Here is a 26661-nt window from a genome sequence, read left to right on the forward strand (position 1 = left end):
GTCACCCCGCGATCCGGACGGTGGTGGTGGCGCCCCAGATGGCCAGCGACAGGAAGAAGTCGACGATGTTGACCGCGACGATGGCGAGCCGCACGGCCCGTCCGACCGCGACGCCGACGCCGGCGGGCCCACCACTGGCGGTGTAGCCGTAGTAGCAGTGCACCAGCACCACGATCACGCTGAACACCAGCACCTTGCCGAAGGACCACAGCACGTCCTCCGGCGGCAGGAACAGGTGAAAGTAGTAGTCGTACGTGCCGGCAGACTGTCCGAAGTAGAAGACCGCGATAGTGCGGGTGGCCAGGTAGCTGGCGAGCAGCCCCACCACGTACAGCGGGATGACCGCGACGAACCCGGCGATCATGCGGGTGGTGACCAGGAACGGCAGCGAGGGGATCCCCATCACCTCAAGGGCGTCCACCTCCTCGGAGATCCGCATCGCCCCGAGCTGGGCGGTGAACCCGCAGCCGACGGTGGCCGACAGGGCCAGAGCCGCGACCAGCGGAGAGATCTCCCGGGTGTTGAAGTACGCCGAGACGAAACCGGTGAACGCGCTGCTGCCGAGCTGGTTGAGCGCCTGGTAGCCCTGGAGGCCGACCTCGGTGCCGGTGAAGAAGGTCAGGAAGCAGATGACACCGACGGTGCCGCCGAGCACGGCGAGCGCGCCGGAGCCGAAGCTCACCTCCGCCAGGAGGCGGATCACCTCGCGCTTGTAGCGGCTTACGGTGCGCGGCGCCCAGGCGAACGCCCGCAGGTAGAAGGCGAGCTGTCCGCCCAGGTTGTCGAGGTGGCGCAGCGCCGGCACGTCAGCTTCCCTTCTGCGGTACGACCTGGAAGTACACGGCCGTGACGATGAAGTTCAGCGCGAACAGCAGCATGAAGGTGATCACCACGCTCTGGTTGACCGCGTCGCCGACCCCCTTCGGCCCGCCCTTGGCGGTCATCCCCTTGTACGACGCGACCAGCGCGGCGGCGGCGCCGAAGAGCAGCGCCTTGACCTCGCCGACCAGCAGGTCGGGCAGTTGTCCCAGGGCCTGAAAGCTGGCCAGGTACGCGCCGGGTGTGCCGCCCTGCAGGACCACGTTGAACAGGTAGCCACCGGTCACCCCGACCACACTGACCAGGCCGTTGAGCAGCACGGCGACCAGCATCGAGGCGAGTACGCGGGGCACCACGAGGCGGTGGATGGGGTCGATGCCCAGCACCTGCATGGCGTCGAGCTCCTCGCGGATCTTCCGGGCGCCGAGATCGGCGCAGATCGCCGAGCCACCCGCGCCGGCGATGATCAGCGCGGTGACGATCGGCCCCGCCTCGCGGACCACCGCGAGCACCGACGCCGCGCCGGTGAACGACTGCGCGCCGAGCTGGCGCACCAGCGAGCCGAGCTGCAACGCGATGACCGCGCCGAAGGGGATGGAGACGAGCGCGGCGGGCAGGATCGACACCGAGCTGATGAACCAGGCCTGCTGGACGAACTCGCGGACCTGCACCGGTCGCCGGCCGAGCCCGCGCAGGGTGTCCAGGCAGAACGCGAAGAACTCGCCGGTGTGGCGTACGGCGGTGACGGGTCCGCTCATCGGGGTCACCGCCGCCCGTTTCCGGCCGGCGTGACGGTGGGCGCCCCGGTGTCGGCCAGCCGAGCGAACGAGCCGGGGGGCGGCGTGACGCCGTGCTCCCGGCACCACTGCCCCGGGGGCCGCTCGGCGGCGCGGGGCAACCCGTCCGACGGCGGCAGTTGCAGCGGGATGGGCGGCAGCGGTGGCAGCTCCACGCCGGCGTCCGCCTCGGCCTGCAATTCCTCGGCGTCCTTCTCCTCGGCCATGCCGATCGGTCCGAAGCGCTGGGCGTTGAGGAACTGCCGCACCACCGGCTCCGTGCTGGACAGCAGCAACTCCCGCGACCCGAACATGGCCAGGTGCCCGTGGTAGATCAGGCCGATGTTGTCCGGCACCGTGCGCGCGGTGTTGATGTCGTGCGTGACGATCAGGAAGGTCGCCCCGGTCCGCTGGTTGAGGTCGATGATCAGCTGATTCAGGTACGCGGTGCGCACCGGGTCCAGCCCGGAATCGGGCTCGTCGAAGAGCACGATGCGGGGGTCGAGCACGAGCGCGCGGGCCAGGCCGGCTCGTTTGCGCATCCCACCGGAGATCTCCCCCGGCAGTTTCCGCTCGGCGCCGACCATGCCGACCATGTCGAGCTTCTCGGTGACGACCTCGCGAATCTGGGACTCGGACTTGCGGGTGTGCTCCCGCAGCGGGAAGGCGACGTTGTCGTAGATCGTCATCGAGCCGAACAGCGCGCCGTCCTGGAACAGCACCCCGAACAGCTTGCGCACCTCGTACAACTCCCGCTCGGAGAGCCGGGGCAGATCCTTGTCCTCGATCCAGATCGACCCGGCATCCGGGCGGAGCAGGCCCACCAGTGTCTTGAGGAACACCGACTTGCCGGTGCCGGACGGACCCAGCAGCACGGATATCTCGCCGGCCGGCAGGGTCAGGTTGACGTCCGACCAGACCGGCTGGCCACCGAAGGACTTGGTCAGACCCTGCACCGCCACCTCGACGCCCATCCACCCCCCTCTCGCCTCGCTACCTGTGACATCGCGGCGATCCGGCCGGGCGTAACAACTTCTTTGGGCTACCTCTTCGGCACACAAGGTGAACTAGGCAAAGTGGCGTACGTCTCGATAGCGTGCGGTTAACCGGCCGGTAACGAAGGTGCCTGCATCCCCCATGACCACAGCGATCGAGCCAGAGCTCGTCCACCTGGCCGCCAACGGCGACCGGGCGGCGGTCGCTGCCCTGCTCACCAGTGTGCGGCCGGGGCTGGTCCGGTACTGCCGGGCGCGGCTGGGCCGCGTCGGTGGGGCGTACACCACCGCCGACGACGTAGCCCAGGAGGTTTGCCTGGCGGTGTTGAAGGCGCTTCCCCGCTATCGCGACCAGGGCCGGCCGTTCTCCGCGTTCGTCTACGCAATTGCGGCGAACAAGGTGGCCGACGCCCAGCGCGCGGCGGTCCGCGGCGCGGCCGTCACCGACGCCGACCTGGAGCAGGTGGACACCACACCCGGGCCGGAGCAGCAGGCCGTCGCCACCGATCTGGCCCGACGTCTCTCGGTGCTGCTGCACCGCCTCCCCGACGTCCAGCGGGAGATAATCACCCTCCGCGTGGCGGTTGGTCTCACCGCCGAGGAGGTCGGCTCGATCCTCGGAATGTCGGCGCCGGCCGTACGGGTGGCCCAGTCCCGCGCCCTGGCCCGGCTCCGTACCCTTGCCGGCGGCGGACTTGACGAGGTGGCGGCATGAGCGAGCCCCGACCGGACGGTGGCGAGGACCTGGACCTCGCCGCGCTCGACCGCGACGACCTGCTCCTCGACGCGCTCGGCCGCGGCGAGCAGGAGGCCGACGCCGACGGCCTCACGGCGATGCTGGCCGCCTGGCGTGCCGACGTCACCCCGGACCAGCCGGACACCGTGGTCGACGGCGAACTCCACGTCGTCCCGCCACGTCCCGAAGGTTGGGCCCGCCCGCTCCGGACCGGCGCCCCCACCGCCCCCGTTCCCGGCCCACCCCGGTGGGAAATGTCCGGGCGGCGAGCCCTCGGGTTGGCCGCCGCCGTGCTCGCCGTGCTCATGCTGGCGACGGGGCTGGGGGTGGCCAGCCACGACGCCGGGCCGACCAGTCCTCTGTGGTCGCTGACCAAGGTGCTCCATCCTGAGCGGGCCGAGGTGCTCGGCGTCGAACACAGCACCGCCCGTGCCCGCGCGGCCGTCGCGGCGGGACGGTACGACGAGGCCCGGGAGCTGATCGACCAGGCCCAGCGGGACCTGGGCCGAGTCACCGATCCAGCCGACGCCACCCGCCTGCGCGCCGACATCGATGCCGTCCTGCGGGAGCTGGCCGCGCACCTGTGCCCCGGCTGGCCCCGCTGCGCCACCGCCCCCGTGGTCCCGACGCCGTCGCCAGCGGTGTCGACCGCCGCCGCTCCCGAGCCCTCCGCCCCGGGGCCGGGCAGGACGACGCCAGCGCCACAGCGTCCGGCGCCAGCGCACCCGCCGACCTCCACCGCCAACCCGTCGCTGCCCCGACTTCCGCTGCCGTCGGTGCCGCTCCCGTCGGTGTTGCCGTCGCTACCCGCACTGCCACTGCCGCTGCCACTGCCGACCGGCGATCTGCTCGGTTGACCGAACCACGAGTCCGGTCAGCCCTGCTGCTCGTCCAGCTAGCCGCCGCGCTGGGCATCCAGGTCGAGCAGCGTCGCGACGACCTTGGCCACCCGCCGTTGCCCCCAGTTGTTGGCGCCGTCGACCAACGGCGGCACTCTCTCCCATTCCAAGCAGCGATGGCACTTTTGTGAACAACCGATACCGTCTCGCGAAAAGACACGTAGACGAGTCACCGAGGACGCTAACGGCGCAGACAGCCTGCCCGAACGCGAGGACCCGACGTGCTTTCGCCAATCTGACCGGCGCCAGCCCTGCTGACGATTACGTTCGTTGACGTGACCGACTTTCGGTTTGCCGCCGTGACGCTCAGCGCCATGCTGGTCATGCCCGCTGTGGCGATACCACTACCAGTGCGGGCCTCAGCCGCGCCGTACGTGCCGTGCCCGGCCGTGAAGCCGCCGACTCCACCGCCCGCCATGCCGTCCCCGCCACCGGTCGACCCCGCTGACCGGGCGATCGGCGGGGCGGCGCTGGCGACGACAGGTCTGGCCATTCCGGCGCGCGCGCCGACGGCGCCGGCAGTGACCGCCACCTCCTGGCTCGTGGCGGACCTCAACAGTGGCGAGGTCCTGGGCGGGTGCGGCCCCCACGAGCGCCGAACGCCGGCGAGCGTCCAGAAGCTGCTGCTGGCGGCGTCCCTGATGCCCCGCCTGGACCCGACCCAGATGGTTGAGGTGACCAGGGCCGATCTGCGCGATCTCGACCCGGCCAGTTCGCTGATGGGCGCGGTCGCGGGTGGCCGTTACTCCGTCGAGAGCCTGTGGCTGGGGCTGCTGCTCAAGTCCGGAAACGACGCGGCCAACGTGCTGGCTCGGGTCGGCGGCGGCAGTGCGGGCAGGCCGGGCGGAGTCGAGGCGATGAACGACGAGGCACGCCGGATGCGCGCCAACCAGACCCACGCCGCGACGCCCTCGGGCCTGGACGGCCCCGGTCAGTACACCAGCGCGTACGACCTCGCGCTGATCGCACGGGCCACCTTCGCCAGGGAGGACTTCCGGCGGTACATCGCCACCACGGTGGCCCAGATACCGGCGCAGCCGGGAAACCCGGCATTCGCCATCACTCACGACAACACGCTGCTGGGCCACTATCCCGGGACGCTCGGGGGGAAGACGGGCTTCACCGACCTGGCCCGCCAGACGTACGTCGGTGTGGCCGAACGCGACGGTCGACGGCTCGCAGTGACCCTGCTCGGCGCGGAGACCGCGCCGCTGGGGAGCTTGGGAGAGGCCGCGGCGCTGCTCAACTGGGGCTTCGCCCTGCCTCGTGACGCCTCCGTCGGCCGCCTGGTCACGCCCGAGGAGAAGAAGCACGACAGCCCCGTCGTTCCCGTCAAGGGCGAGCGCCCCGCCTCGACCGGCGGATCCTCAATCCCGCTGCACACCGGGCTCGGTGTCGGCGCTGCCGTCGTGCTGGCCGTCCTGTTCCTGGCGGCCCCGTGGCGGCGCAGGGGTGTGCGGCAGGAAGCCGGCCGACGGTAGGGAGCGGGCACCGCCGACCGTCGACCAAACGGCGGTCACACGTTGTGACGGTCGTCAGCCGGCAGGTGTGGCGGCTCCGGGGGCTCCGGGGCCTGGTCGGGCTGACCAAGCTGCGCGACGTGGGTCGGATCGAGGACCCGGGAGAGGAACGAGCGGGTGCGTTCGTGCTGCGGCGCGCCGAGCACCTCCCGCGGCGGCCCCTGCTCGACCACCACGCCGCCGTCCATGAACACGACCCGGTCGGCGACGTCCCGGGCGAACGCCATCTCGTGGGTGACCACCAACATCGTCATGCCGTCCTCGGCCAGCTTGCGCATGACGGTGAGCACGTCGCCGACCAGTTCCGGGTCGAGGGCGGAGGTCGGCTCGTCGAAGAGCATCAGCTTGGGCTCCATCGACAGCGACCGGGCGATCGCCGCGCGCTGCTGCTGCCCGCCGGAGAGCTGGGCGGGGAACGCGGCGGCCTTGTCGGTCAGGCCGACCCGCTCGAGGTTGTCCCGCGCGATCCGCTCGGCCTCGCCACGGCCGCGGCGCAGGACCCGGCGTTGGGCGATGGTGAGGTTGTCCAGCACGGTCAGGTGCGGGAAGAGGTTGAACGACTGGAAGACCATGCCGATGCCGCGGCGTACGGTGTCGATCTCGACATCCGGGTCGGTCATCTCGACACCGTTCACCCAGATCTTGCCGGCGGTCGGCTCCTCCAGCAGGTTGACGCAGCGCAGCAGCGTCGACTTGCCGGACCCGGACGGCCCGATGACGCAGACCACCTCGCCGTGGCCGACCTCGAAGTCGATGCCCTTGAGCACTTCGAGCGGCCCGAACGACTTGTGCAGGTCGCGGATCTCGACGGCGGGCCGGGGTTGAGTGGTCGTCATGCGGGTCACCGGGCCTTGGCGTAGCGGAGTTCGAGGCGTCGTACCACCTGGGACAGGGGCAGGGTGATGGCCAGGTAGGCGAGGCCGGCCACCAGCAGCGGGGTGGCGTTGACCCGGTCGTTCAGCATGTCCCGGCCGAACTTGGTGACCTCGATGGTCTGCGCCGTCACGCCGAGCACGTAGGCGAGCGACGAGTCCTTGGTGAGCAGGATGAGCTCGTTCGTCAGCGGCGGGATCACGATCCGGAACGCCTGCGGAATGACGATGGTGCGCATCGCGGTGAAGTGCGACATGCCGAGGGTGCGCGCCGCCTCCATCTGTCCCTTCGGCACCGCCTGGATGCCCGCCCGGATGGTCTCGGCCATGTACGCCGCGGCGGTCAACCCGAGACCGATCGCGATCGAACCGAACACGCCACCGGGAATCTCCCGCTCGGGGAAGGCGATGGGGATGCCGTACCCGACGAGGAAGAGCACCAGCAGGGCGGGCAGACCCCGGAACAGCTCGATGTACGCCGTCGCCACCCACCGGTACGGAGCCACCCGGGACAGCCGCATCAACGCGAGGATCGTGCCGAACACGAGGCCGAAGGCGAAGGCGCCCAGCGTGTAGAGGATCGTGTTGCGCAGCGCGACGGTGATGATCGTCGGGAACATCGACTCGATGATGTCGACGCGGAAGAACGCCGCTCTGAGCCTGCCCCAGTCCGCGGCGTAGATCGCCACGGCGATGACGGCGATGAAGGCCAGGTACTGGAGCCAGAGGGACAGCCGCTCTCGCTGGCGGCGTCGCAGCTTCACGTTCGCTCCTTGCGTTCCCGGGGGGTGCCTACACGGAGGGCGCGCGAGTCGCGCGCCCTCCTGCCATCAGCTTCGATCACGCGCTCGGCCGCTTGCCGATCCACTTCTCGTAGATCGTGTCGTACGTGCCGTCCTGCTTGGCCTTGCTCAGCGCCTCGTTGATCTTCTTGAGCAGTTCCGGGTTCTCGTCCTTCTTCACCGAGAACCCGTACTGCTCGCCGGTGTCGAACTCGGCCGCGACCGCGAAGCCGCCCGGGTTCTCCTTGAGGTACTCGGTCCAGACCGGCAGGTCGTTGATGGCGGCCTCGACCTGACCGTTGGAGACGGCCTGCTGCAGGGCGGCGAGGTCCTCGAACTCGACGAGTTGGAGGCCCTTCTCCTTCTCGAACTTGCGGGCGTAGTCACGGCCGGTGGTCGCCGCCTGGACGCCGAGCTTCTTACCCCTGAGGTCGTCGAGCGACTTGTAGGGCTTGCCGGTCTTGACCAGCATCGCCTGCGTGGCGTCGAAGTAGGGATCGGAGAAGTTCATGACCTTCTGCCGTTCCTCGGTGATCGTCATGCCGGCGGCGGCAGCGTCGCACTTGCCCGTGTTGAGGTCCTGGCCGGACTTGATTCCCTCGAACGGGGTGTCGACGATCGTCTGCTCGACGCCCAGTTCCTTGGCGACCAGGTCCATCAGGTCGACGTCGAACCCGACGACCTTGCTGCTGGCGTCCTTCGACTGGAACGGCGGGTACGGCAGGTGGGTGCAGACGGTCAGCTTGCCGGCCTGGACGAGCTTGACCCCGTTCGCCTGGACCTGGCCCTCGTCCTTCTTGGCGCATCCAGCGCTCAGCGACAGGGCGGCGATCGCCGCGACGAGGCCGGCCTTGCGGGCTGCGCTGTGAAACCTCACGGCTGTGTCCCTCCGGTTCGGCTCCCCGTGCGGGCGGGCAGCCAGGGTTGGTGCGAAGACGGTGTGACAGGCGACGCTACCTGATCGGCCAAGCCGTACCTAGATCACGTCGAGCCGTTGTGAGCAGTGCGGCACCCGTCACGGTCAGTACACCCGACAGTCGGTCCGTAACGGGACGGCGGTGCCGGATCCGCCACCCACGGTGACTGGTCAGCCGGGAACGATGACCACGTGCAGGCGCCGGGGGCCGTGGACGCCCTCGACCCGGTTGAGTTCGATGTCGCTGGTGGCGGACGGGCCGCTGACCCAGGTGAGCGGGCGGTCCGGGTCCAGACGCGCGAGGGCGTCCGGCACCCCGGCGACGACCTGATCGGTACGGAGCACGCAGATGTGCACGTCGGGCAGGAGCGTGATGACCCGCCTCCCCTGGGCCGGACCTGCGTCGAGGATGACGGTCCCGGTCTCGGCGACGGCCACCGCCGCCGCGGTGACCACCCCGTCGGCCGCGTCGACCTGGTCCCTCGGAAGATCGTCGTCGGTCAGCACCTCGACGGTGTCGGGCAGCCAGTGCCGGGGCAGCCCCGGCGGAACCACGACACGTCGGCCGCCGAGGACCGCGTCGACGACCTGAGCCACCTCGTCGTCGGAACACCGGTGCACGGTGGCCCGGTAGTCGGTGAGCCGGTGCACCAGGACGTCGAGGTCGACCGCGCCGCCGGCCGGCCGGTAGTCCCGCGCCACCTCGGCAGGGGTGGTCGGGGAAGGGCCGAGAGTGGCGCGGAGGCGGCCGAGGATCAACTCGCGGGAGGTCATCGTTGGGCCCACCATTCCCGGAAGGTCTGCGGCGGCGGCTGCGGTAGGTCCCGGCCGATGGTCCAGCCGGACAGCGGCGGGGGAAGGCCGCCACCTCGCCGGCCGGCGAAGCGGCTGACCCGCGCGGCGCGCTGGGCAGCCTCGTACAACGGCAGGTGGTCCATGGTGTATGCGGCCGCGGCCATGGTGACCGCCTCGGCGCTCGGCAGGCGGTGCTCGCTCCGGTAGGCCGCCGTGTGCTGGGCACGAAGGTGCACCAGGATCGACGGGATGTCGATCATCACGGGGCAGGCGTCGAAGCACGCGCCGCAGAGCGAGGAGGCGAAGGGCAGGGAGGCGTTGTCCTCCACGCCGGTCAGCTGCGGTGAGAGCACGGCGCCGATCGGCCCGGGATAGACCGAACCGTACGCGTGCCCGCCGGTGCGCTCGTAGACGGGACAGACGTTCAGGCAGGCGGAGCAGCGGATGCAGTGCAGCGCCTGACGGCCGACCTCGTCGGCGAGGACCGCGCTGCGGCCGTTGTCCAGCAGCACGAGGTGGAACGCCTGCGGCCCGTCGCCGGGCGTGACACCGGTCCACATGGAGGTGTACGGGTTCATCCGCTCCCCGGTGGAGGCCCGGGGCAGCAGTTGCAGGAACACTTCAAGGTCCGCCCAGGTGGGGATGACCTTCTCGATGCCCATCACCGTGATCAGGGTGTCCGGCAGGGTGAGGCACATCCGGCCGTTGCCCTCCGATTCGACCACCGCGAGGGTGCCGGTCTCGGCTACCGCGAAGTTCGCACCGGAGACGGCGACCCGGGTGCTGAGGAACGTGCGGCGCAGGTGACGCCGGGCGGCCGCCGCCAGGATCGCCGGCTCGTCGGTCAGCGCCGGGTCGACGCCGGGCATCTCGCGCAGGAAGATCTCCCGGATCTCCGCCCGGTTGCGGTGGATCGCCGGTACCAGAATGTGGCTGGGCTTGTCCCGCCCGAGCTGGACGATCAGCTCGGCGAGGTCGGTCTCCACCGGTTCGATGCCGGCGGCCTCCAGCGCCTCGTTGAGGCCGATCTCCTGGGTGGCCATCGACTTGACCTTCATGACCCGGTCGCTGCCGGTGGCCCGGACCAGGTCGGTGACGATCCGGTTGGCCTCGACGGCGTCGGCGGCCCAGTGCACGGTGCCACCGGCGGCGGTGACCGCCGCCTCCAGTTGTTCGAGCAGCTCGGGCAGGCGGGCCATCACGTCGGTCTTGATGGCCCGGCCGGCCTCGCGCAGCTCCTGCCAGTCGGGGACCTCGTCGATCACCGCCGCCGACTTCGCGCGGATCGTGGCGGTGGCGTGGCCGAGGTTGCGGCGCAGTTGGGCGTCGGCGAGGCTGCGCCGGGCCGCGACGGGGAAGGGCTCGTCTCCGCGCAGATGCCCGACGCCGCGCGGCGCGGTGGCCGGCATGCCGAGGAAGATCTCGCTCACGCCGTCACCCCGTCCCGCTGCGCCTGCTCGGCCGCGTTGCCGGCGGGCTCGGTGCTGGCCAGGATCTCCGCGAGGTGCACGGTCCGTACGCCGGCCCGGAGCCGGGACAGTCCACCGCCGATGTGCATCAGGCAGGAGGCGTCCCCGGCGGTGCAGACGTCGGCCCGGGTGGACAGCACGTGGCGCATCTTGTCGGCCAGCATCGCCGTCGACGTGTCCGCGTTCTTCACGGCGAACGTGCCGCCGAAGCCGCAGCACTGCTCGGCCTGCGGCAGCTCCACCAGGTCCAGGCCGCGCACCTGGCGCAGCAGCCGCAGCGGCCTGTCCCCCACCCGGATCATCCGCAGTGAGTGGCAGGTCGGGTGGTACGTCACGCGGTGCGGATAGAAGGCGCCCACGTCGGTCACCCCGAGCACGTCGACGAGCAGCTCCGACAGCTCGTACGTGCGTCGGGCGACCTCCTCGGCGCGGCTGGCCAGGCGCTCGTCGCCGGCCCCCCGGGCCACCATGGCGTGCTGGTGCCGCACGGAACCTACGCACGAGCCGGACGGGGCCACCACCACGTCGTACGGCGCGAAGGTCCGTACGTGCCGGCGAACCAGGCGCAGCGCGTCATCCGGATAGCCGGTGTTGATGTGCATCTGCCCGCAGCAGGTCTGATCCTGCGGAAAGACGACCTCGTGACCGAGCCGTTCCAGCAGCCGCACCGTCGCCTTGGCCGCCTCGGGGAACAGGGTGTCGGCCAGACAGGTGACGAACAGGGCTATTCGCATACTCAGTCCTCCCATCCGAGGCGCCGGGCAGCGGCCCGCCAGGCCGCCTGGGTGGCGCGTGGCTCGTACCGGACGATCTGTTGGGTGTCGCGAAGCACGGCCCGCAACGCCGCCAGGTCGCCGCCGACCACGCCGAGGGCGCGGGCCTGCACCAGAACGTTACCCAGCGCGGTGGCCTCGACGGGCCCCGCGAGCACGGGCAGTCCGCAGGCATCGGCGGTGAGCTGGCACAGCAGGTCGTTGCGCGCGCCGCCGCCGACGACGTGCACGGCGTCGACGTGCCGACCGGCGAGCAGTTGCGCCTGGTTGACGGCGCGCCGGTGCGCCAGCGCGAGGCTGTCGAGGATGCACCGCACGGTGGCCTCCGGGGTGGCCGGCACCGGCTCTGCGGTGCGGCGGCAGGCGTCGGCGATGTGCGCGGGCATGTCGCGTCGGCCGCGGCAATCAAGCATGTGATGACCTCGGTGGCTGAGGAGATGCAAGAGGTGGGTCCCTCCCCGAGGACGGGCCCACCTCTTACATGGACGAGGATGTTCCTACTCCTTGGCCACCTTGCCCGTCGTGTCGGTCTGGACCGTCAGCGGCGGACGGGTCCCGAAGGAACCGGTGACTTCGACGTAGATCCGGCGGTTCTTGTCCCGGTCGGTGAGCACGTAGCTGTCCGACGTACCCGACTGGATCGGAGTCGGCGCGCCGATCCGGTACCAGTCGTAGGTGAGCTGGGTGCTGTTCGGCGACCAGTCACCTGTCACGGTCAAGGTGCCTCCGACCTTGAGGTCACCCTCGATCACGGGCGTGTCGGCCTTGATCGTGACCGCCGACGTGAACGAGTAGTCTCCGCCGTGCGCGACCTCGTAGACGTCATATCCGCCCTCACGGCCCTTGAAGGTCGCGCCTTCGGAACCCACGCTGACGCTGTTCTCGGCCGCCAACGGCACCCAGATCTCTCCGCTCGTCCCGTCGGGAACGGTGACGTCGAGCTCGACTACTTCGTCGTCGTCCTGAGACCACTTGACCTTGATGTCGCCACTCGGCGTGGGCACCTGGCCTTCGCTCCACTCGAGGTCCGAGAGATGCGGCTTGACCGTCCAAGTCGCGAACCCGGGCTCGACCGGCTTCACGCCGAGAAGGTACGCCGACATGTTCCAGGTCGGGCCGCTCGCCCAGCTGTGCGCGAGGCTCTTGTTCGCATCGGTCAGGTCGCCGTTCTGCTGGTGGTTCTCCCAGAAGGCGCCGGTGTAGAACGGGTCGCTCGGATTCGCCATCCGCGCCCAGAGCGTCTTGGTCAGCGCCAGGGCGTCCTCAGTGTTCCCGGCCTCGTAGCGCGCGGCGAGCTCGAACCCGGAGATGTGGGTGCTGATTAAGGTCGAGTTGTTCGCATCCGGTGAGAACGGTTGCGGACCCTGCTCACCCCACAGGTTGTTCTTGAGGTAGTCGAGGATGCCCGAGACCTTCTCCTCGGGCGCGACGCCCCAGAGCACGGCCATAGAGTTCGCGTCCTGCGGCACTGCGTTCCCCGACCTGTTACCCGTATTGACGTTGGACATCCTGTAAACGCCGCGTTCGGCATCGAAGAGGGTCGCATTGATCGAGGCCTTCACCTGATTCGCACGCGCTTCCCAGGCGGCCTTGTCAGCTGCCCAAGTGGCTGCTTCGGCGTTCGTCGGAACGTCCTCGATCATGTGACCGGCAAGCCATGCCGCCTCCGAGAGCGCGCGGTAGTACAGCACGTTCGTCGCGGTCACCGTTCCCGCACGACCGCCGTCGTAGAAGTCCCAATCGCGACCGTCGCTGCCCGAGGTTGTGACGATGAGACCATCCGCGTTCGTCAGGCTCAGGTTGTAATCCATCTGCGCCCTGAGCCTGCCGTACTGGGAGATCGCGAAGTCGAGATCTCCCGTGTAGCGGTAGTTGTCGACGAGTCCGACCGGGAAGTAGATCGAGTAGGCCGTCGAGTAGAACTGTGCGACCGCCGGGACCGAGGTCCAGTTGGCCGACTCACCCGGCACCGATCCGTTCGCCGCCTGGCGCGATCCGAGGACCCCGATCGAGTTGCTGATGTACTCCGATCCCTGAGGACCGTACCCGAATGCCGTGTAGGTCGACCGCCCTGCGTTGAAAAGGTCGCCGGCCCAGATGCGCCGGTCCCGCTTCGCGCCATCAAGGATCACGGGGAGGGTGCTGTTGTTCTGCGCGCCCGCCGGCACCATGTTGGTGTCGACCGTGTACGCGCCCGTGTACCAGATGTCGTTCAGGACCTCGTCGCTGGAGAGGAACCATCCCTTGTAGTCGTCCGGTCCGTAATTCGGGAACTTCGAGACCACGCCGACGTCAGAGATCGACACCGTGCCGGGCGTCGTCAGCGTCACGGCGTGGAAGCGGATGCCGCCCTGAAGCGCGTTCGCCGGTGTCGTGTAGGTCCCTGCACCCGACACCTGCGTGACGCGGTTGCGCGGCGACCCCACTCCGGCGCCGAGATAGCCGGCGTTGTCGCCGACGACGTTCCCGGGCGAACTGGTCACCGCGCTTTCCGTGGCGTGGTCTTTGGTGAGCGGGCTGACCGTGACGCCGGTCCGCGGGTTCCGGAGCGTGGTGCCGGCGTCGAACGCCGCAGTGACGGCAGGGGTGAACGAGAGGCCCGAGCCGTGGAAGATGACCGGTGACGTGGCGACGTGGTTCGCGGTCAGCGCGGTCACCCCGAGCCCGGTGCCTGCGGCACCGGCGGTCCCCACACTGGTGACCGTCACGTTCTCTCCGCCCACATCCAGGACGTCGCCGACCTGACGGCCGACAACCGATGCAACCTTGATGTTGGTCGCGCCAGCCGAGGCATCCGCGACCAGCGTGGTCTGGCTCGAAGTCCGGCCCACTGCCGTGATGGTGACCGACTGCTGGGCAGCGCCGGTGCCGATGAGCAGCTCGGCCCCCACCGGGAGGTTGGCCGTTGTGGTCACCTCGACGTTGGTCGCACCTGCAGCGATCGGCGCGAATGCCGTCGTCGTGACGGCGGCCTGTCCGACGGCGAGAACCGTCGCAGACTCTTGGTTCTCGCCAGTGCCGATCAGGAGCGACTGGCCGACGGTCATCTGGGTGGTGTTGGTCACGTAGACCGTCTCCGCTCCTGCGGAGGCGGCCTTCACCAACTGTGATTCGTTCTTGCGAATCACGTATTTGAGGCTCTCGCTGTACGCGGTGCGAACGCCGACGTCGCCCGACGTCGATTCGACCGTGAAGTACGGCAACCCGCCGACGACCGGCCCGTAGTCGAGGATGACGTACGGGGCGACGCCGGTGCCATCCCAGGTCAGGGTCGCGGAGCCGCTTCCTCCGGCGGTGAGCGCCTCAGCGTTGGCCACATCTCCGAACGCGCCGGCGACGACTTCGGGTCGGAGATCGGTCTCCCCGGTACCGAGGACCTCGCCTTGCCATTCTGGCTCCTCGGCTGCGTGTGCCGGCAGAGCGTCGGCTGCGTGTGCCGGCAGAGCGGCGAGCGTCGTGAACGCCATGGCCGCGGCAACGGTTCCCGCGGTGCACAGACGCCCGAAGCGAATACCTGTCGAGGGTGGCCGCTCGACCGTTGGTCGAGTCGACTTGCTGTTCGATCGCATGTTTTCTCTCCCTTGAGACGGCTGGAAGTTCGCCGCACGGAGCTGCAGGGTCGATCTCCCACCGGCTCGGATTGTGGTTGAACTGAGTTGAATGGATTCATTCTTGGGTCCTGTTAGGAGCCGGTCAGTGGGTGGGCGTTGCTCGGCTGCCCCCACCGTTGGTGTAGCGGTGCAGGGTCGGGTTGAAGAACCGTGCGTTCAACGCATCCCTGCTGGCATCAGCGAACTCTCGCAACTCGGCCGCATCCTCATGCTTGCCCAACGCCTCCGCGAGCCCGGCCAGCTTGTCGGCCATGGTGTAGTAGCCGGCCATTCCGTGAGAAGTCCGCTGGTACGCAAGTCGACGGCGGCCCAGTCGGCGAGCCCGCCGTTCACCCGATGGGCGGCCGTGACAACCGCGATCGCTGTGGGCAGGTGGTACGGATGGCTACCCCGTGGCGCGGCGCCTCCTCCGGTGACCTCTTGCATCGGCCTGAATCGTTTCATGCATGTTACGTGCGGGGATCATGCCGGTGAAGACGTGGCGAGTGGCCGGATCCGGTCACACGCGCCGAGTCGCCAGGCGTGAAGGGCTCGAATACTCGGTTAAGCATTGAGCCTTTTCCAACTTCATGATCCAGTGCCCCGTTCGAGGACGAGCCTGTGTTCAACCTCGACGTGTGGGGCTCGTAAATCTGGTCCGTAGGCTGTGACGTGCGGTTTTGTACGAGGTCCACCAAACGACGTCGACGAAAGTCCGGACCATGAGTGCGTCGCTGGTGTACCTGCTCCTGCGTCAGATTCTGCCGATGTTGACACAGCTCGCCGGGACGGTGGCGCAAAGGACGTCGAGCTGCTGGTGCTACGGCATCAGGTGGCCGTGCTGCGCCGGCAGGTGCACCGCCCCGACCTGCAGCCCGCTGACCAGGTGGTGTTGGCGGCGCTGTCGCGGCTGCTGCCCCGGCAACGCTGGACGGCGTTCTTCGTCACCCCCGCGACCCTGCTGCGCTGGCACCGGCAGTTGATCGCCCGACATTGGACCTATCCGAACACGCGACCCGGCCGGCCACCGGTCGGTAAGGGTCTTCGTGAGTTGGTGCTGCGCCCGGCAGCTGAGAATCCGACCTTGGGCCACCGCCGCGTGCAGGGCGAGCTGGCTCGTCTGGGCTACCAGATCGCGGCCAGCACCGTATGGAAGATCCTGCACCACGCTGGTGCCGCACCGACCCGACGCATGAGCCGGACGGGGCCACCACGTCGTACGGGGCGAAGACGCGCACGTGCCGGCGTACCAGCCGCACCGCCTCGTCCGGGTAGCCGGTGTTCACGTGCATCTGCCCGCAGCAGGTCTGGTCGGCGGGGAACACCACCTCGTGGCCGAGGCGCTCCAACAGCCGTACGGTCGCCTTCGCCGCCTCGGGAAAGAGCGTGTCGGCAAGGCAGGTGACGAACAGCGCGACGCGCATCTTCAACCACCCATCCGGTCCTCGGCGGCCCGCCAGGCCACCTCGTCACCGCACGGCTCGTACCTCACGATCTGCTCAGTTTCGCGCAGAACGGTCCGCAGGGCAGCCAGGTCACCGTTGATCACACCGGCGGCGCGGGCCTGTACCAGGATGTTGCCCAGCGCGGTGGCCTCGACGGGACCGGCGAGCACCGGCAGTCCGCAGGCGTCGGCGGTGAGCTGGCACAGCAGTTCGTTGCGGGCGCCGCCGCCGACGATGTGCACGGCGTCGACGTGCCGGCCGGAGAGCTGCTGGGCCTGTCGGACGGCCCGCCGGTGCGCCAGCGCGAGGCTGTCCATGATGCAGCGGACGGTAGCCGCTGGGCCTGCGGGCACCGGCTCGCCGGCGCGCCGGCAGGCGTCGGCGATACGCGTGGGCATGTCGCCGGGCGGCAGGAACGCCGGGTCGTCCGGGTCCACGACGGAGCGGAAGGCCGGTTCACGGGCCGCCCGGCGCAGCAGGTCGGTCAGGTCACCGCCGCCCCAGGCGCGCAGCGCTTCCTGCAGCAGCCACAGGCCCATCACGTTGCGCAGGTATCGGAACGTGCCGTCGACGCCAGACTCGTTGGTGAAGTTGGCCCGGCGGCTCGCCTCGCTGAGTACCGGGGCGTCGAGTTCGACGCCCACGAGAGACCAGGTTCCGCACGAGATGTAGGCGAAGTGGTGCCCCGCCGCCGGCACGCCCACCACCGCCGATGCCGTGTCGTGCGAGCCGACGGCCACCACCTGCGGTGAGCCCGGCAGGGCCAGGTCGGGCCGGACCGGGCCGATCCGGGTGCCCGGCTCGCGCAGCGGCGGGAACAGCTCGCTGCGGATGCCCGCGTCGGCCATCAGGCCGGTGGCCCAGGCCCGCCGCCGTAGGTCGTACAGCTGGGTCGTGGAGGCGTTGGTGAGCTCGGCGCCGAGCTGGCCGGTGAGCCAGTACGCGATGAGGTCCGGGATCAGCAGCAGCCGGTGGGCGACGTCCAGCTGCGGCGTGCCGGCGGCCGCGGCGAGCTGGTAGAGCGTGTTGAACGGCAGCTGCTGCAGGCCCGTGGTCGTGTAGAGCCGCTCCTCGCCCAGCTGTTTGGCGACCCGCTCGGCGACCCCGTCGGTGCGGCCGTCCCGGTAGTGCACCGGGTTGCCGAGCAGCGTCCCGGAGGCGTCGACCAGCCCGTAGTCGACCGCCCATGAGTCGACGCCGATGCTGGTCACCGGCCCGGCGGCCCGCAGGCCGTCGAGGACGCCCCGCCAGAGGGCGAGGATGTCCCAGTGCAGGGTGTTCCCGACGCGCACGGGTTCGTTGGCGAACCGGTGCACCTCGGTCAGGTCCAGGCGGCCCGGTCCGACCTGTCCGAGCATGACCCGGCCGCTGGACGCGCCCAGGTCCACGGCGGCGAGCTGGACGCGGCTCACAGCATCCCCCGCCGGACTGCCCACACGACCGCCTGGATCGGGGCGGTCACGCCGAGGCGGTCGCAGATGGCGCAGATCCGCCGCCGCACGGTCCGCTCGGACAGGGTCGACCGGCGGGCCACCGTCTCGAGCGGCAGGCCCGTGGCGAGCAGCCGCAGCAGCCGCAGGTCCGCCTCGTCGAGCACGGGATTCTCCACGGGAATCGTCGTCCTCACCCGGCACCGCCGCGGATCACCGGAGAAAGGCCGCGGCGACGCCGGCGTCCACGGGCACGTGCAGACCCGTCGTGTGGGACAGGTCTCCGCCGGTGAGCACGAAGACGGCGTTGGCGACGTGCTCGGGCAGCACCTCACGCTTGAGCAGCGTGCGCTGGGCGTAGAACTCGCCGAGCTTCTCCTCCGGCACGCCGTAGACGGCGGCCCGCTTGGCGCCCCAGCCGCCGGCGAAGATGCCGGAACCGCGGACCACGCCGTCCGGGTTGACGCCGTTGACCCGGATGCCGTGGCCGCCCAGCTCCGCGGCGAGCAGCCGGACCTGGTGCGCCTGGTCGGCCTTGGCCGCGCCGTAGGCCACGTTGTTCGGGCCGGCGAACAGGGAGTTCTTGCTGGAGATGTAGACGATGTCCCCGCCCATCCCCTGTGCCAGCAGCACCCGCGCGGCCTCGCGGGAGACGAGGAAGGAGCCCTTGGCCATCACGTCGTGCTGGATGTCCCAGTCCGCCTCGGTCGTCTCCAGCAGCGACTTGGACAGCGACAGCCCGGCGTTGTTCACCACCAGGTCCACCCCGCCGAAGGCGAGCACCGCGTCGCGCAGGGCGCCGGCGACCGCGTCGCCGTCACTGACGTCGGCGGCGACGGCGACCGCCACGTCGGTGGTGCCGATCTCCGCGGCGACGGCGGCGGCCGCCTCCGCGTCACGGTCGGCGACGACGACGCAGGCGCCCTCCACGGCGAGCCGGTGGGCGATCGCCCGGCCGATGCCGGAGCCACCGCCGGTGACGAACGCGATCCGAGTGGCGAGAGCCTTCGGCTTCGGCATGCGCTGGAGCTTCGCCTCCTCCAGGGCCCAGTACTCGATCCGGAACTTCTCGGCCTCGTTGATCGGCGCGTACCGCGAGACGGACTCCGCGCCGCGCATCACGTTGATGGCGTTGACGTAGAACTCCCCGGCGACACGGGCGGTCTGCTTGTTGGCCCCGAAGCTGAACATGCCCACACCCGGCACCAGGACGACGGCCGGGTCGGCGCCGCGCATCGGAGGGCTGTCCGGGCCGGCGTGCCGCTCGTAGTAGGCGCGGTAGTCGTCGCGGTAGGAGGCGTGCAGTTCCTTGAGGCGGGCGATCACGGCCTCGATCGGGGCGGTGGGTGGCAGGTCGAGCACCATTGGGCGGACCTTGGTACGCAGGAAGTGGTCCGGGCACGAGGTGCCGAGGGCCGCGAGCGCGGGGTGCTTCTCCCGGGCGACGAAGTCGAGCACCACGTCGCTGTCGGTGAAGTGGCCGACCTGCGGCCGGTCGGTGGACGCGAGGCCCCGCAGCACCGGGAACAGCGCCGCCGCCCGACGTCGACGGTCGTCGGCCGGCAGCGGCTCGTAGCCGTCGATGACCGGGCCGAGCGGCTCGGCCCGACCCCGCTCGTCGAGGAAGGCCTGCGCACTGCGGATGATCTCCAACGAGTTGCGCTCGCACTCGTCGCTCGTCGCGCCCCACGCGGTGATGCCGTGCCCACCGAGGATCACGCCGATCGCCTGCGGGTTGGCCCGCGCCACGGCGGCGATGTCCAGACCGAGCTGGAAGCCGGGCCGCCGCCAGGGGACCCACAGCACCCGCTCGCCGAAGATCTCCTTGGTCAGTTCGGGCCCGTCGGCGGCGGCGGCGATCGCGATGCCCGCGTCGGGGTGCAGGTGGTCGACGTGCGCCGCGTCGACCAGGCCGTGCATCGCCGTGTCGATGGACGGTGCGGCGCCGCCGCGGCCGTGCAGGCAGTAGTCGAACGCGCCGACCATCTCGTCCTCGCGCTCGATCCCGGGGTACACGTCGACGAGAGCGCGGAGCCGGTCCAGCCGCAGCGCGGCCAGACCGGACCGGGTCAGGGTGCCGAGATCGCCGCCCGAACCCTTGACCCACAGCAGTTCGACGGGCCCACCGGTGACCGGATCGGTGTCCGCGCCCTTGGCGGAGGTGTTGCCCCCGGCGTAGTTCGTGGTGGTCGGGTCGGCGCCGAGCCGGTTGCTGCGCGCGATCAGCGCCTGAACCTCGGGTTGCATCGTCCTCACGTCCCCAGTCTGCGTTCTTCGGTGGTGGTCAGGCGCCCCAGCCGGCCTGCTGGCCGTCGGCACGTTCGGCGCGGATCTTGTCGAAGTAGCCGGAGCGGGCGTACGCGGCCATCGGGTCCGGGTCCAGGCCCAGGTCCGTACGCAGCTCGGCGAGCAGCGGCCGGACGTCGGTGTTGTACGCGTCCATCAGCACCGCGTTGGCGGCGAGCACGTCGCCGGTCCGCTGCGCGGCGGCCAGCGCGTCCGGGTCGACGAGCAGCGCCTTCGCCGTCGCCTCCTGCACGTTGAGCACCGAACGGATGATGGCCGGGATCTTCGGCTCGATGTTGTGGCACTGGTCGAGCATGAAGGCGATGCCGGCCTCCGGCGCCAACGCGTCGCCCCGGACGATCTCATGCATGATCCGGAACAGCTGGAACGGGTCCGCGGAGCCGACCATCAGGTCGTCGTCGGCGTAGAAGCGGGAGTTGAAGTCGAAGGCGCCGAGCTTCCCGGCGCGCAGCAGGAACGCCACGATGAACTCGATGTTCGTGCCCGGCGCGTGGTGCCCGGTGTCGATGACCACCTGCGCCTTCGGGCCCAACTCCAGGCAGTGCGCGTACGCGGTGCCCCAGTCCGGCACGTCGGTGGCGTAGAAGGCCGGCTCGAACAGCTTGTACTCCAGCAGCAGCCGTTGGCCGTCACCGAGCCGGTCGTAGGTCTCCCGCAGCGCCGTCGCCAGCCGGTCCTGCCGGGCGCGAAGGTCGTCCTGGCCGGGATAGTTCGTCCCGTCGGAGAACCAGAGCTTCAGGTCCCGGGAGCCGGTGCGGTCCATGATGTCCACGCACTCGAGCAGGTGGTCGATCGCCTTGCGGCGCACACCCGGATCCGGGTTGGTGACGCTGCCCAGCTTGTAGTCGTTGTCCTGGAAGACGTTGGCGTTGATCGCGCCCAGGCTGACTCCCTGGTCGGTCGCGTACGCGGCCAGGTCGGCGTAGTCGTCGACGCGGTCCCACGGAATGTGCAGGGCGACCGTCGGCGCGACGCCGGTGAGCCGGTGCACCACCGCCGCGTCGGCGATCTTCTCGTACGGGTCGCGCGGCACGCCCTCCTGGGGGAACACCTTGAACCGGGTGCCGGAGTTGGCGTACGCCCAGGACGGGGTCTCGATGCGCTGCGCGCGCAGGGCTGACCGGACCCGCTCAAGGGTCTGCGCGTCGAACTGCGTCATGGGGTTTCTCCCGTCTGTGCGGCGAGCCGCGTCTCACGCTCTGCGCTGAGCTGCGCCTCAAGGTTGAAGACCTCGTCCAGCGGCCGGATGGCCCGGTCGGCGGCGCCGTGGTCGAGGCCGACGAAGTAGGGCGCCATCTCCGCCTGCCAGCGGGTGTTGACGTCGCTGGTCTGCATGGCGGCCTGGGCCGCCGCGAAGTCGTCGGTGACCAGGTAGCCCACGAGCAGGCCGTCGTCGCGGAGGAAGAGCGAGTAGTCGTGCCAACCGCTCTCGGCCAGGGCGGCGAGCATCTCCGGCCAGACCCGTGCATGGCGGGCGCGGTACTCGTCCAGTCGGTCGGGGTCTACCTGGAGGGTGAAGCAGACGCGGGGCATGGTTCTCCCGTCGGCTCCCCCGGTCGGTGCGGCGCGGTGTACGCCGCACCGACCGGGAGGGCGATCAGAACTGGAACTGGTCGATGTTGCTCTTGTCGAAGACGGTGGGCGGGCCGAGGATGACCACCCCCTCCTTGCCGACGGTGAACTCGCCGAGCTTGCCGGCCTTGAACTTGTCGCCCTCGGCGCCGGTGATCTGGCCGGAGGCCAGCGCCGCGCCGGCGTACGCCGCGAGGTAGCCGAGGTCGGCCGGGCTCCACAGGGCGAACGCGTCGACGGTGCCGTCCTTGACGTACTGGCGCATCTGGTTGGGGGTGCCCAGACCGGTCAGCTTGACCTTGCCCTTGTACTGCGATCCGCTGAGGTAGCGCCCGGCAGCCGCGACGCCGACGGTGGTCGGGGAGATGATGCCCTTGAGGTTCGGGTACGACTGGAGCAGACCCTGGGTCTCCTGGAAGGACTTCTGGTCGTCGTCGTTGCCGTACGCCACGGTGACCAGCTTGATCTTGCTGTACTCGGGCTTCTTCAGCTCCTCCTTCATCAGCGCGATCCAGGCGTTCTGGTTGGTCGCGTTGGCGGTCGCGGAGAGGATCGCGATCTCGCCCTCGCCGCCGATCTGCTGCGAGATCAGCTTGACCTGGTTCTCCGCGATGCCTTCGGCGGTGACCTGGTTGACGAAGATCTGCCGGCACTCCGGCTTGGTGTCGGAGTCGAAGGTGACGATCTTCGCGCCGGCCGCCTTCGCCTGGTTGAGCGCGCCGCAGATGGCGTTCGGGTCGTTGGCCGAGGTGACGATCACGTCCATGCCCTGCTGGGACAGGGTGTTGATGTAGCTGACCTGCGACGAGGCGCTCGCCTCGGACGGGCCGACCTCCTTGAACTCACCCTTGAACTCGGTGACCGCGTCCTTGCCGCCGTTGTCCGAGACGGTGAAGTAGGGGTTGTTCAGCTGCTTCGGCAGGAAGGCGATCTTGAGACCTTCCTTGATGGCGGCGTCGGGGTTGGCGGCGCCGCTCGCCTGGTTGCCGGCGCCGGCGTCGTTACCGGAGTTGTCACGGGTGGTGCCGCCGCACGCTGCGGCGCTGAGCAGCAGTGCGGCCAGGGCGAGGCTGGTGGCCCCGACACGGAGGCCTCTGCGGTATGCGGACATCGTCATCCTTCCGGGGGTGGTTGGTGAGCGGGGGACCTCACGAAGCGACGGAGTGCCGCTGTCGTCGACGGTGCAGCCGGGCGCGGATGTCCGCGACGGCGTTGGGCAGCACCACGGATGCGATGAGCAGGGTGCCGGTGACGATCGTCAGGGCGTTGGCGTCGACGTCGGCGAGCTGCAACGCGTTGCGCAGGACGCCGAGGAGCAGGACGCCGGCCAGCACACCGAGCAGGGCGCCCCGGCCGCCGAAGATCGAGACCCCGCCGAGCAGCACAGCGGTGACGACGGTCAGCTCCAGGCCGGTGGCGTTGTCGCCGCGGGCGCTGGCGTACCGCAGGGTCCAGAAGATGCCGACCAGCCCGCACACGGCGCCGGAGACCACGAAGAGCCAGAACTTCGTCCGGGCCACCGAGACGCCGGTGAACGTGGCGGCCTGGTCGTTGTTGCCCATGGCGTAGAGCGCCCGGCCGGCTGGGGTGGCGTGCAGCACCACCCCGAAGACCAGGGCGAGCAGCAGCAGCGGCACCAGCACGACCGGGATCGACGTGCCGGGGATGTTCCGCACCACGGCGGCCGTCCAGTCGGCCGGGAAGTCCGCGACCGCCTGGTCGCCGAGCACGACGAAGGACAGCCCCCGGTAGAGGGCGAGCGTGCCGATGGTGACCGCCAGGGACGGCAGGCCGAAACCGGTGACGAAGAGACCGTTCACCGCGCCGAGCGCCGCCCCGAGCAGCACCACGAGGACGCAGATCAGCTCCAGCGACAGTCCACTGGAGAGCCAGAGCTGTCCCATCAACGTGCTGCACAGGCCCACCATGCTGGCCACGGACAGGTCGATCTCGCCGGTGATCACGATCAGCGTCATCGGCAGCGCGATGAACGCCAGCGGCACCAGGTCGAGCAGCAGGAACTGGGCGTTGCGGCCGGTGGCGAAGTTCTCCACGGTCAACCCGGCGACCAGCACTGCCACCACGAGGGCGCCGACGATCACCGCGTCCCAGGAGCCGAACAGCCCGCGCAGGGTGGCGAGTCGGCCCGCGCCGGGCTCGGCCTCGACGGTGGGTGGTGCGGCGTACAGGCTGTCATGCGCCATGGGCACTTCTCCCTCGGAGGCGGGCCGCCACCCGCAGGGCCAGGAGCCGGTCCAGCCCGATGGCGGCGAGGATGAGCGCGCCGACCACGGCCTGCTGCCAGAACGGGTCGATGCGCAGGACGGCGAGCGAGCTGCCGATCGTGGTCAGCAGCACGGCGCCGAGCGCCGCGCCGTAGGCGCTGCCGCTGCCGCCGAAGATCGCCACCCCGCCGACCACGGCGGCGGCGACGACCTGGAGTTCCAGGCCGGTGCCGGCGGCCGCGTCGAGGGTGCCGAACCGGGCCGCGTACAGCACGCCGGCGAGGCCGGCGAGCGCGCCGTTGGCGACGAAGACGGCGAACACCCGGCGGCCCACCGGGATGCCGGAGAGCCGCGCGGCGGCCGGTTCCGAGCCGATCGCGTAGAGCTCGCGGCCGCTGCGGTAGGAGCGCAGGTAGAACCCGACGACGGCGACGACGACCAACGCGATGAGGAACAGCACGGGTACGCCGAGCACGGTCTGGTTGCCCAGCTGCAGGAACGACGAGGGCATGTCGGCGGCGTTGATCTGCCGCCCGGACGCCCAGTAGTAGTCGACGCCGCGGAAGGCGTAGAGGGTGCCCAGGGTGATGACCAGGGCGGGCACCCGGGCCACCGCGATCAGGCCGCCGTTGACCACGCCGCAGAACGCGCCCAGCGCGACACCCAGGACGAGCGCCACCGGCCACGGGGTGCCGGGCGCGGAGAGGAACAGCGAGCCGGTGGCGAAGGCGACCAGACCGAGGATCGAGCTGACGGAGAGGTCGACGTTGCGGGTGACGATGACCAGGGTCTGCCCGACCGCCAGGATCACCAGGATCGCGCAGCCCAGCAGCAGGTCCTTGACGCTCTGGCCGCTCAGGAACCGGTCGTTGCGCACGGTGGTCACCAGGATCAGCAACCCGAGCGCGATCAGGAGACTCAGCTCGCGTACGGCGAGCAGCCGCTCGGCGAGGCCGCGGCGCTGCCGACCGCGGTCGGTCGGGGCGTTCCCGGCGACCTGCTCGGGCGCGGCGGCGTCGGTGCGGCTCATGCGGGCACTCCTTGACCGGTGGCGGCGAACATGATGGAGGTCTCGTCCGCCTCGGCCCGGGACAGCTCACGGACCAGTCGCCCCTCGTGCATGACCAGGACCCGGTCGGCCATGCCGAGCACCTCGGGCAGTTCGCTGCTGATCATGAGGATGGCCAGGCCCTCGCCGGCCAGCTCCGAGAGCAGCCGGTGCACCTCGGCCTTGGTGCCGACGTCGATGCCACGGGTGGGCTCGTCGACGATCAGGATCCGTGGTTCGGTGGCCAGCCACTTGGCGAGCACGACCTTCTGCTGGTTGCCGCCGGAGAGGGTCGCCACCGGGGCGCCGAGCCGGGCGGCCTTCACCTGCAGCCGCCGCGTCCAGCTGCGGGCCTCGGCGCGCTCCGCGCCGCCGAGCAGGAGGCCGAGGCGGCTCAGCGCCCGGCGGCGGGCCAGCGTCGCGTTGCGCTCCACCGACAGCTCCATGACCAGGCCCTGCTGCCGCCGGTCCTCGGGGACCAGCGCCATGCCGGCGGCGATCGCCCGGCCCGGCCTGCCCGCCGGGACACCTCGCCCGGCCACCAGCACCTCGCCCGCGTCGTAGCGGTCGACGCCGAAGACGGCGCGGGCGACCTCGCTGCGGCCGGCGCCGACCAGGCCGGCGAGCGCGACGATCTCCCCACCCCGGACGGAGAACGACACGTCGGTGAAGACGCCGGCCCGGGTCAGCCCACGGACCTCGAGAAGCGTGTCCCGCAGCTCCGCGACCTGCTTGGGGTAGAGCGAGGAGACGTCCCGGCCGACCATGCGCCGCACCACCTCGTCGACGGTGAGGTCGGCGGCCCGGTCGCTGGAGACCCAGGCGCCGTCGCGCAGCACGGTGACGCGGTGGCAGAGGTCGAACACCTCGTCGAAGCGGTGCGAGATGAACAGCACCGCCGCGCCGCGTTCGCAGAGCGACCGGGCGACCGCGAAGAGCCGCTCGACCTCCACACCGGAGAGCGCGGCGGTGGGTTCGTCCATGACCAGGACGCGGGCGTCGAAGGAGATCGCCTTGGCGATCTCGACGAGCTGCTGGTCGGCGATGGAGAGCCCGCGGGCGGGGCGGGTCGGGTCGATCCGGACCCCGAGCCGCTGGAACAGCCGCTCGGCGTCGCGGTGCATCGCCGCGCTGTCGATGCGGCGCAGGCCGCGAAGCGGTTGCCGGCCCATGAAGATGTTCTCCGCCACGGACAGATCCGGAAAGAGCGTCGGCTCCTGGTAGATGACGGCGATGCCGGCGGCCCGGGCGTCGGCGGGACCGCGCAGCCGCAGTGGTTGCCCGTCCAGGGTCATCTCGCCGGCGTCCGGCGGGTGCGCACCGGCCAGGATCTTCACCAGGGTGGACTTGCCCGCCCCGTTCTCGCCGACCAGGGCGTGGGCCTCGCCGGCGTGCAGCGCCAGGTGCACCCCACGCAGCGCGGCGACGGCCCCGAAGGACTTCGTCACGCCGTCGAGTACCAGCAGCGGAACGCCGTCCGTGCCCGGTGCGTCGGCGGTCATCCGATCCCTCCTGAATCGTTTCATGAGTCGTGCATGGACCGTAGGGGGAGGCATTCGCGAGCGTCAAGGGTTTCGCCATGATTTCCTCCCTGTTGCTGATGCGGGCTCCAGGCCCCATCCGACCCGTGCCGTCGTTCGGCGACGCGACGCGCGGGGCCGCCGGGCGGCTGGATGAAACGTTTTAGCCGCT

At 70.3% G+C, this 26661-nt stretch carries 24 protein-coding genes and 1 pseudogene; 3 read left to right on the plus strand and 22 right to left on the minus strand.

Translation table 11 applies throughout. From position 1 onward, the window contains the following. Position 1: 1 nt before the first annotated feature. From ACWD5O_RS19240 to ACWD5O_RS19250, 3 genes are read right to left on the minus strand one after another with little or no spacing between them, the layout of a single operon-like run. Positions 2-805, minus strand: coding sequence for an MlaE family ABC transporter permease (locus ACWD5O_RS19240; protein WP_354967444.1), 804 nt, complete (start codon positions 803-805; stop codon positions 2-4). A gap of 1 nt (position 806) precedes the next feature. Then, a complete protein-coding gene (locus tag ACWD5O_RS19245; protein ID WP_354967443.1) occupies positions 807-1577 on the minus strand; it encodes an MlaE family ABC transporter permease in 771 nt (256 codons plus the stop codon). A gap of 5 nt (positions 1578-1582) precedes the next feature. Beyond that, positions 1583-2569 (minus strand): ABC transporter ATP-binding protein, encoded by a 987-nt coding sequence (locus ACWD5O_RS19250; RefSeq protein WP_354967442.1) that lies wholly within the window; start codon positions 2567-2569, stop codon positions 1583-1585. Positions 2570-2732: 163 nt separating this feature from the next. On the opposite strand from ACWD5O_RS19250, the gene shbA reads away from it, so the two are divergent. The 3 genes from shbA to ACWD5O_RS19265 all read left to right on the plus strand — a co-directional run bounded on the left by shbA (position 2733) and on the right by ACWD5O_RS19265 (position 5706). Beyond that, positions 2733-3305 (plus strand): RNA polymerase sigma factor ShbA, encoded by a 573-nt coding sequence (gene shbA / locus ACWD5O_RS19255; protein ID WP_450086092.1) that lies wholly within the window; start codon positions 2733-2735, stop codon positions 3303-3305. Further along, positions 3302-4183, plus strand: coding sequence for an anti-sigma-D factor RsdA (locus tag ACWD5O_RS19260; RefSeq protein WP_450086093.1), 882 nt, complete (start codon positions 3302-3304; stop codon positions 4181-4183). Before shbA ends, ACWD5O_RS19260 begins: the two co-directional genes overlap by 4 nt. A 356-nt stretch (positions 4184-4539) precedes the next feature. Further along, entirely contained in the window at positions 4540-5706 is a 1167-nt protein-coding gene (locus ACWD5O_RS19265; protein WP_387322794.1) for a D-alanyl-D-alanine carboxypeptidase family protein, read from the plus strand. Positions 5707-5741: 35 nt separating this feature from the next. On the opposite strand, the gene ACWD5O_RS19270 is transcribed toward ACWD5O_RS19265, so the two are convergent. The 19 genes and pseudogenes from ACWD5O_RS19270 to ACWD5O_RS19360 all read right to left on the minus strand — a co-directional run bounded on the left by ACWD5O_RS19270 (position 5742) and on the right by ACWD5O_RS19360 (position 26471). After that, positions 5742-6581 carry an amino acid ABC transporter ATP-binding protein gene (locus ACWD5O_RS19270; RefSeq protein ID WP_354967439.1) on the minus strand — a complete coding sequence of 280 codons (840 nt, stop codon included), beginning with the start codon at positions 6579-6581 and terminating at the stop codon, positions 5742-5744. A gap of 5 nt (positions 6582-6586) precedes the next feature. Next, positions 6587-7381, minus strand: a complete 795-nt coding sequence (locus tag ACWD5O_RS19275) for an amino acid ABC transporter permease (protein WP_074311141.1) — start codon at positions 7379-7381, stop codon at positions 6587-6589. A gap of 76 nt (positions 7382-7457) precedes the next feature. Further along, entirely contained in the window at positions 7458-8276 is an 819-nt protein-coding gene (locus tag ACWD5O_RS19280; RefSeq protein ID WP_354967438.1) for a basic amino acid ABC transporter substrate-binding protein, read from the minus strand. Between the two features lie 210 nt (positions 8277-8486). Further along, positions 8487-9089, minus strand: a complete 603-nt coding sequence (locus tag ACWD5O_RS19285; protein ID WP_354967437.1) for a LutC/YkgG family protein — start codon at positions 9087-9089, stop codon at positions 8487-8489. Continuing rightward, the gene (locus ACWD5O_RS19290; protein ID WP_354967479.1) at positions 9086-10519 is read right to left on the minus strand and encodes a lactate utilization protein B; all 1434 of its coding nucleotides are present in this window, start codon (positions 10517-10519) and stop codon (positions 9086-9088) included. Before ACWD5O_RS19290 ends, ACWD5O_RS19285 begins: the two co-directional genes overlap by 4 nt. 17 nt (positions 10520-10536) lie before the next feature. After that, on the minus strand, positions 10537-11313 hold the full coding sequence (locus tag ACWD5O_RS19295) for a (Fe-S)-binding protein (RefSeq protein ID WP_354967436.1): 777 nt from the start codon (positions 11311-11313) through the stop codon (positions 10537-10539). Between the two features lie 2 nt (positions 11314-11315). Continuing rightward, positions 11316-11765, minus strand: coding sequence for an FGGY-family carbohydrate kinase (locus ACWD5O_RS19300; RefSeq protein WP_354967435.1), 450 nt, complete (start codon positions 11763-11765; stop codon positions 11316-11318). Positions 11766-11849: 84 nt separating this feature from the next. Next, positions 11850-14921 (minus strand): alpha-L-rhamnosidase C-terminal domain-containing protein, encoded by a 3072-nt coding sequence (locus tag ACWD5O_RS19305; protein WP_450086094.1) that lies wholly within the window; start codon positions 14919-14921, stop codon positions 11850-11852. A gap of 124 nt (positions 14922-15045) precedes the next feature. Then, positions 15046-15234, minus strand: a complete 189-nt coding sequence (locus ACWD5O_RS19310) for a hypothetical protein (RefSeq protein WP_354967433.1) — start codon at positions 15232-15234, stop codon at positions 15046-15048. An 877-nt stretch (positions 15235-16111) separates the two neighbouring features. Beyond that, positions 16112-16366 (minus strand): annotated as a pseudogene (locus tag ACWD5O_RS19315) (heterodisulfide reductase-related iron-sulfur binding cluster); the annotation flags it as partial. 2 nt (positions 16367-16368) lie between these two features. Next, positions 16369-17799: a rhamnulokinase gene (locus ACWD5O_RS19320; protein WP_354967432.1), complete on the minus strand. Its 1431-nt coding sequence runs from the start codon at positions 17797-17799 to the stop codon at positions 16369-16371. After that, positions 17796-17996 (minus strand): LuxR C-terminal-related transcriptional regulator, encoded by a 201-nt coding sequence (locus ACWD5O_RS19325; protein WP_450086095.1) that lies wholly within the window; start codon positions 17994-17996, stop codon positions 17796-17798. Before ACWD5O_RS19325 ends, ACWD5O_RS19320 begins: the two co-directional genes overlap by 4 nt. A 34-nt stretch (positions 17997-18030) precedes the next feature. After that, entirely contained in the window at positions 18031-20064 is a 2034-nt protein-coding gene (locus tag ACWD5O_RS19330; protein ID WP_450086147.1) for a bifunctional aldolase/short-chain dehydrogenase, read from the minus strand. Between the two features lie 37 nt (positions 20065-20101). Further along, the gene (rhaI, locus tag ACWD5O_RS19335) at positions 20102-21283 is read right to left on the minus strand and encodes an L-rhamnose isomerase (protein ID WP_450086096.1); all 1182 of its coding nucleotides are present in this window, start codon (positions 21281-21283) and stop codon (positions 20102-20104) included. After that, on the minus strand, positions 21280-21657 hold the full coding sequence (locus tag ACWD5O_RS19340) for an L-rhamnose mutarotase (RefSeq protein ID WP_354967429.1): 378 nt from the start codon (positions 21655-21657) through the stop codon (positions 21280-21282). The genes rhaI and ACWD5O_RS19340 overlap by 4 nt, the downstream gene beginning before the upstream one ends. Positions 21658-21721: 64 nt before the next feature. After that, positions 21722-22807 carry a rhamnose ABC transporter substrate-binding protein gene (gene rhaS / locus ACWD5O_RS19345; RefSeq protein ID WP_354967428.1) on the minus strand — a complete coding sequence of 362 codons (1086 nt, stop codon included), beginning with the start codon at positions 22805-22807 and terminating at the stop codon, positions 21722-21724. A 37-nt stretch (positions 22808-22844) separates the two neighbouring features. After that, a complete protein-coding gene (locus ACWD5O_RS19350) occupies positions 22845-23900 on the minus strand; it encodes an ABC transporter permease (protein ID WP_354967427.1) in 1056 nt (351 codons plus the stop codon). Beyond that, positions 23890-24951 (minus strand): ABC transporter permease, encoded by a 1062-nt coding sequence (locus ACWD5O_RS19355; RefSeq protein ID WP_450086097.1) that lies wholly within the window; start codon positions 24949-24951, stop codon positions 23890-23892. Before ACWD5O_RS19355 ends, ACWD5O_RS19350 begins: the two co-directional genes overlap by 11 nt. Further along, complete coding sequence (locus tag ACWD5O_RS19360; protein ID WP_450086098.1) at positions 24948-26471, minus strand: sugar ABC transporter ATP-binding protein; 1524 nt, start codon at positions 26469-26471, stop codon at positions 24948-24950. The genes ACWD5O_RS19355 and ACWD5O_RS19360 overlap by 4 nt, the downstream gene beginning before the upstream one ends. Positions 26472-26661: the final 190 nt, after the last annotated feature.

The sequence above is a fragment of the Micromonospora sp. NPDC005161 genome (genome assembly GCF_053599855.1).

Coding starts and splice junctions, on each gene's coding strand:
- ACWD5O_RS19245 (WP_354967443.1), bottom strand. CDS start 1,577: ATGAGCGGACCCGTCACCGCCGTACGCCACACCGGCGAGTTCTTCGCG.
- ACWD5O_RS19250 (WP_354967442.1), bottom strand. CDS start 2,569: ATGGGCGTCGAGGTGGCGGTGCAGGGTCTGACCAAGTCCTTCGGTGGC.
- shbA (WP_450086092.1), top strand. CDS start 2,733: ATGACCACAGCGATCGAGCCAGAGCTCGTCCACCTGGCCGCCAACGGC.
- ACWD5O_RS19260 (WP_450086093.1), top strand. CDS start 3,302: ATGAGCGAGCCCCGACCGGACGGTGGCGAGGACCTGGACCTCGCCGCG.
- ACWD5O_RS19265 (WP_387322794.1), top strand. CDS start 4,540: ATGCTGGTCATGCCCGCTGTGGCGATACCACTACCAGTGCGGGCCTCA.
- ACWD5O_RS19270 (WP_354967439.1), bottom strand. CDS start 6,581: ATGACGACCACTCAACCCCGGCCCGCCGTCGAGATCCGCGACCTGCAC.
- ACWD5O_RS19285 (WP_354967437.1), bottom strand. CDS start 9,089: ATGACCTCCCGCGAGTTGATCCTCGGCCGCCTCCGCGCCACTCTCGGC.
- ACWD5O_RS19290 (WP_354967479.1), bottom strand. CDS start 10,519: ATGCCGGCCACCGCGCCGCGCGGCGTCGGGCATCTGCGCGGAGACGAG.
- ACWD5O_RS19295 (WP_354967436.1), bottom strand. CDS start 11,313: ATGCGAATAGCCCTGTTCGTCACCTGTCTGGCCGACACCCTGTTCCCC.
- ACWD5O_RS19300 (WP_354967435.1), bottom strand. CDS start 11,765: ATGCTTGATTGCCGCGGCCGACGCGACATGCCCGCGCACATCGCCGAC.
- ACWD5O_RS19305 (WP_450086094.1), bottom strand. CDS start 14,921: ATGCGATCGAACAGCAAGTCGACTCGACCAACGGTCGAGCGGCCACCC.
- ACWD5O_RS19310 (WP_354967433.1), bottom strand. CDS start 15,234: ATGGCCGGCTACTACACCATGGCCGACAAGCTGGCCGGGCTCGCGGAG.
- ACWD5O_RS19330 (WP_450086147.1), bottom strand. CDS start 20,064: ATGCAACCCGAGGTTCAGGCGCTGATCGCGCGCAGCAACCGGCTCGGC.
- rhaI (WP_450086096.1), bottom strand. CDS start 21,283: ATGACGCAGTTCGACGCGCAGACCCTTGAGCGGGTCCGGTCAGCCCTG.
- ACWD5O_RS19340 (WP_354967429.1), bottom strand. CDS start 21,657: ATGCCCCGCGTCTGCTTCACCCTCCAGGTAGACCCCGACCGACTGGAC.
- rhaS (WP_354967428.1), bottom strand. CDS start 22,807: ATGTCCGCATACCGCAGAGGCCTCCGTGTCGGGGCCACCAGCCTCGCC.
- ACWD5O_RS19350 (WP_354967427.1), bottom strand. CDS start 23,900: ATGGCGCATGACAGCCTGTACGCCGCACCACCCACCGTCGAGGCCGAG.
- ACWD5O_RS19355 (WP_450086097.1), bottom strand. CDS start 24,951: ATGAGCCGCACCGACGCCGCCGCGCCCGAGCAGGTCGCCGGGAACGCC.
- ACWD5O_RS19360 (WP_450086098.1), bottom strand. CDS start 26,471: ATGACCGCCGACGCACCGGGCACGGACGGCGTTCCGCTGCTGGTACTC.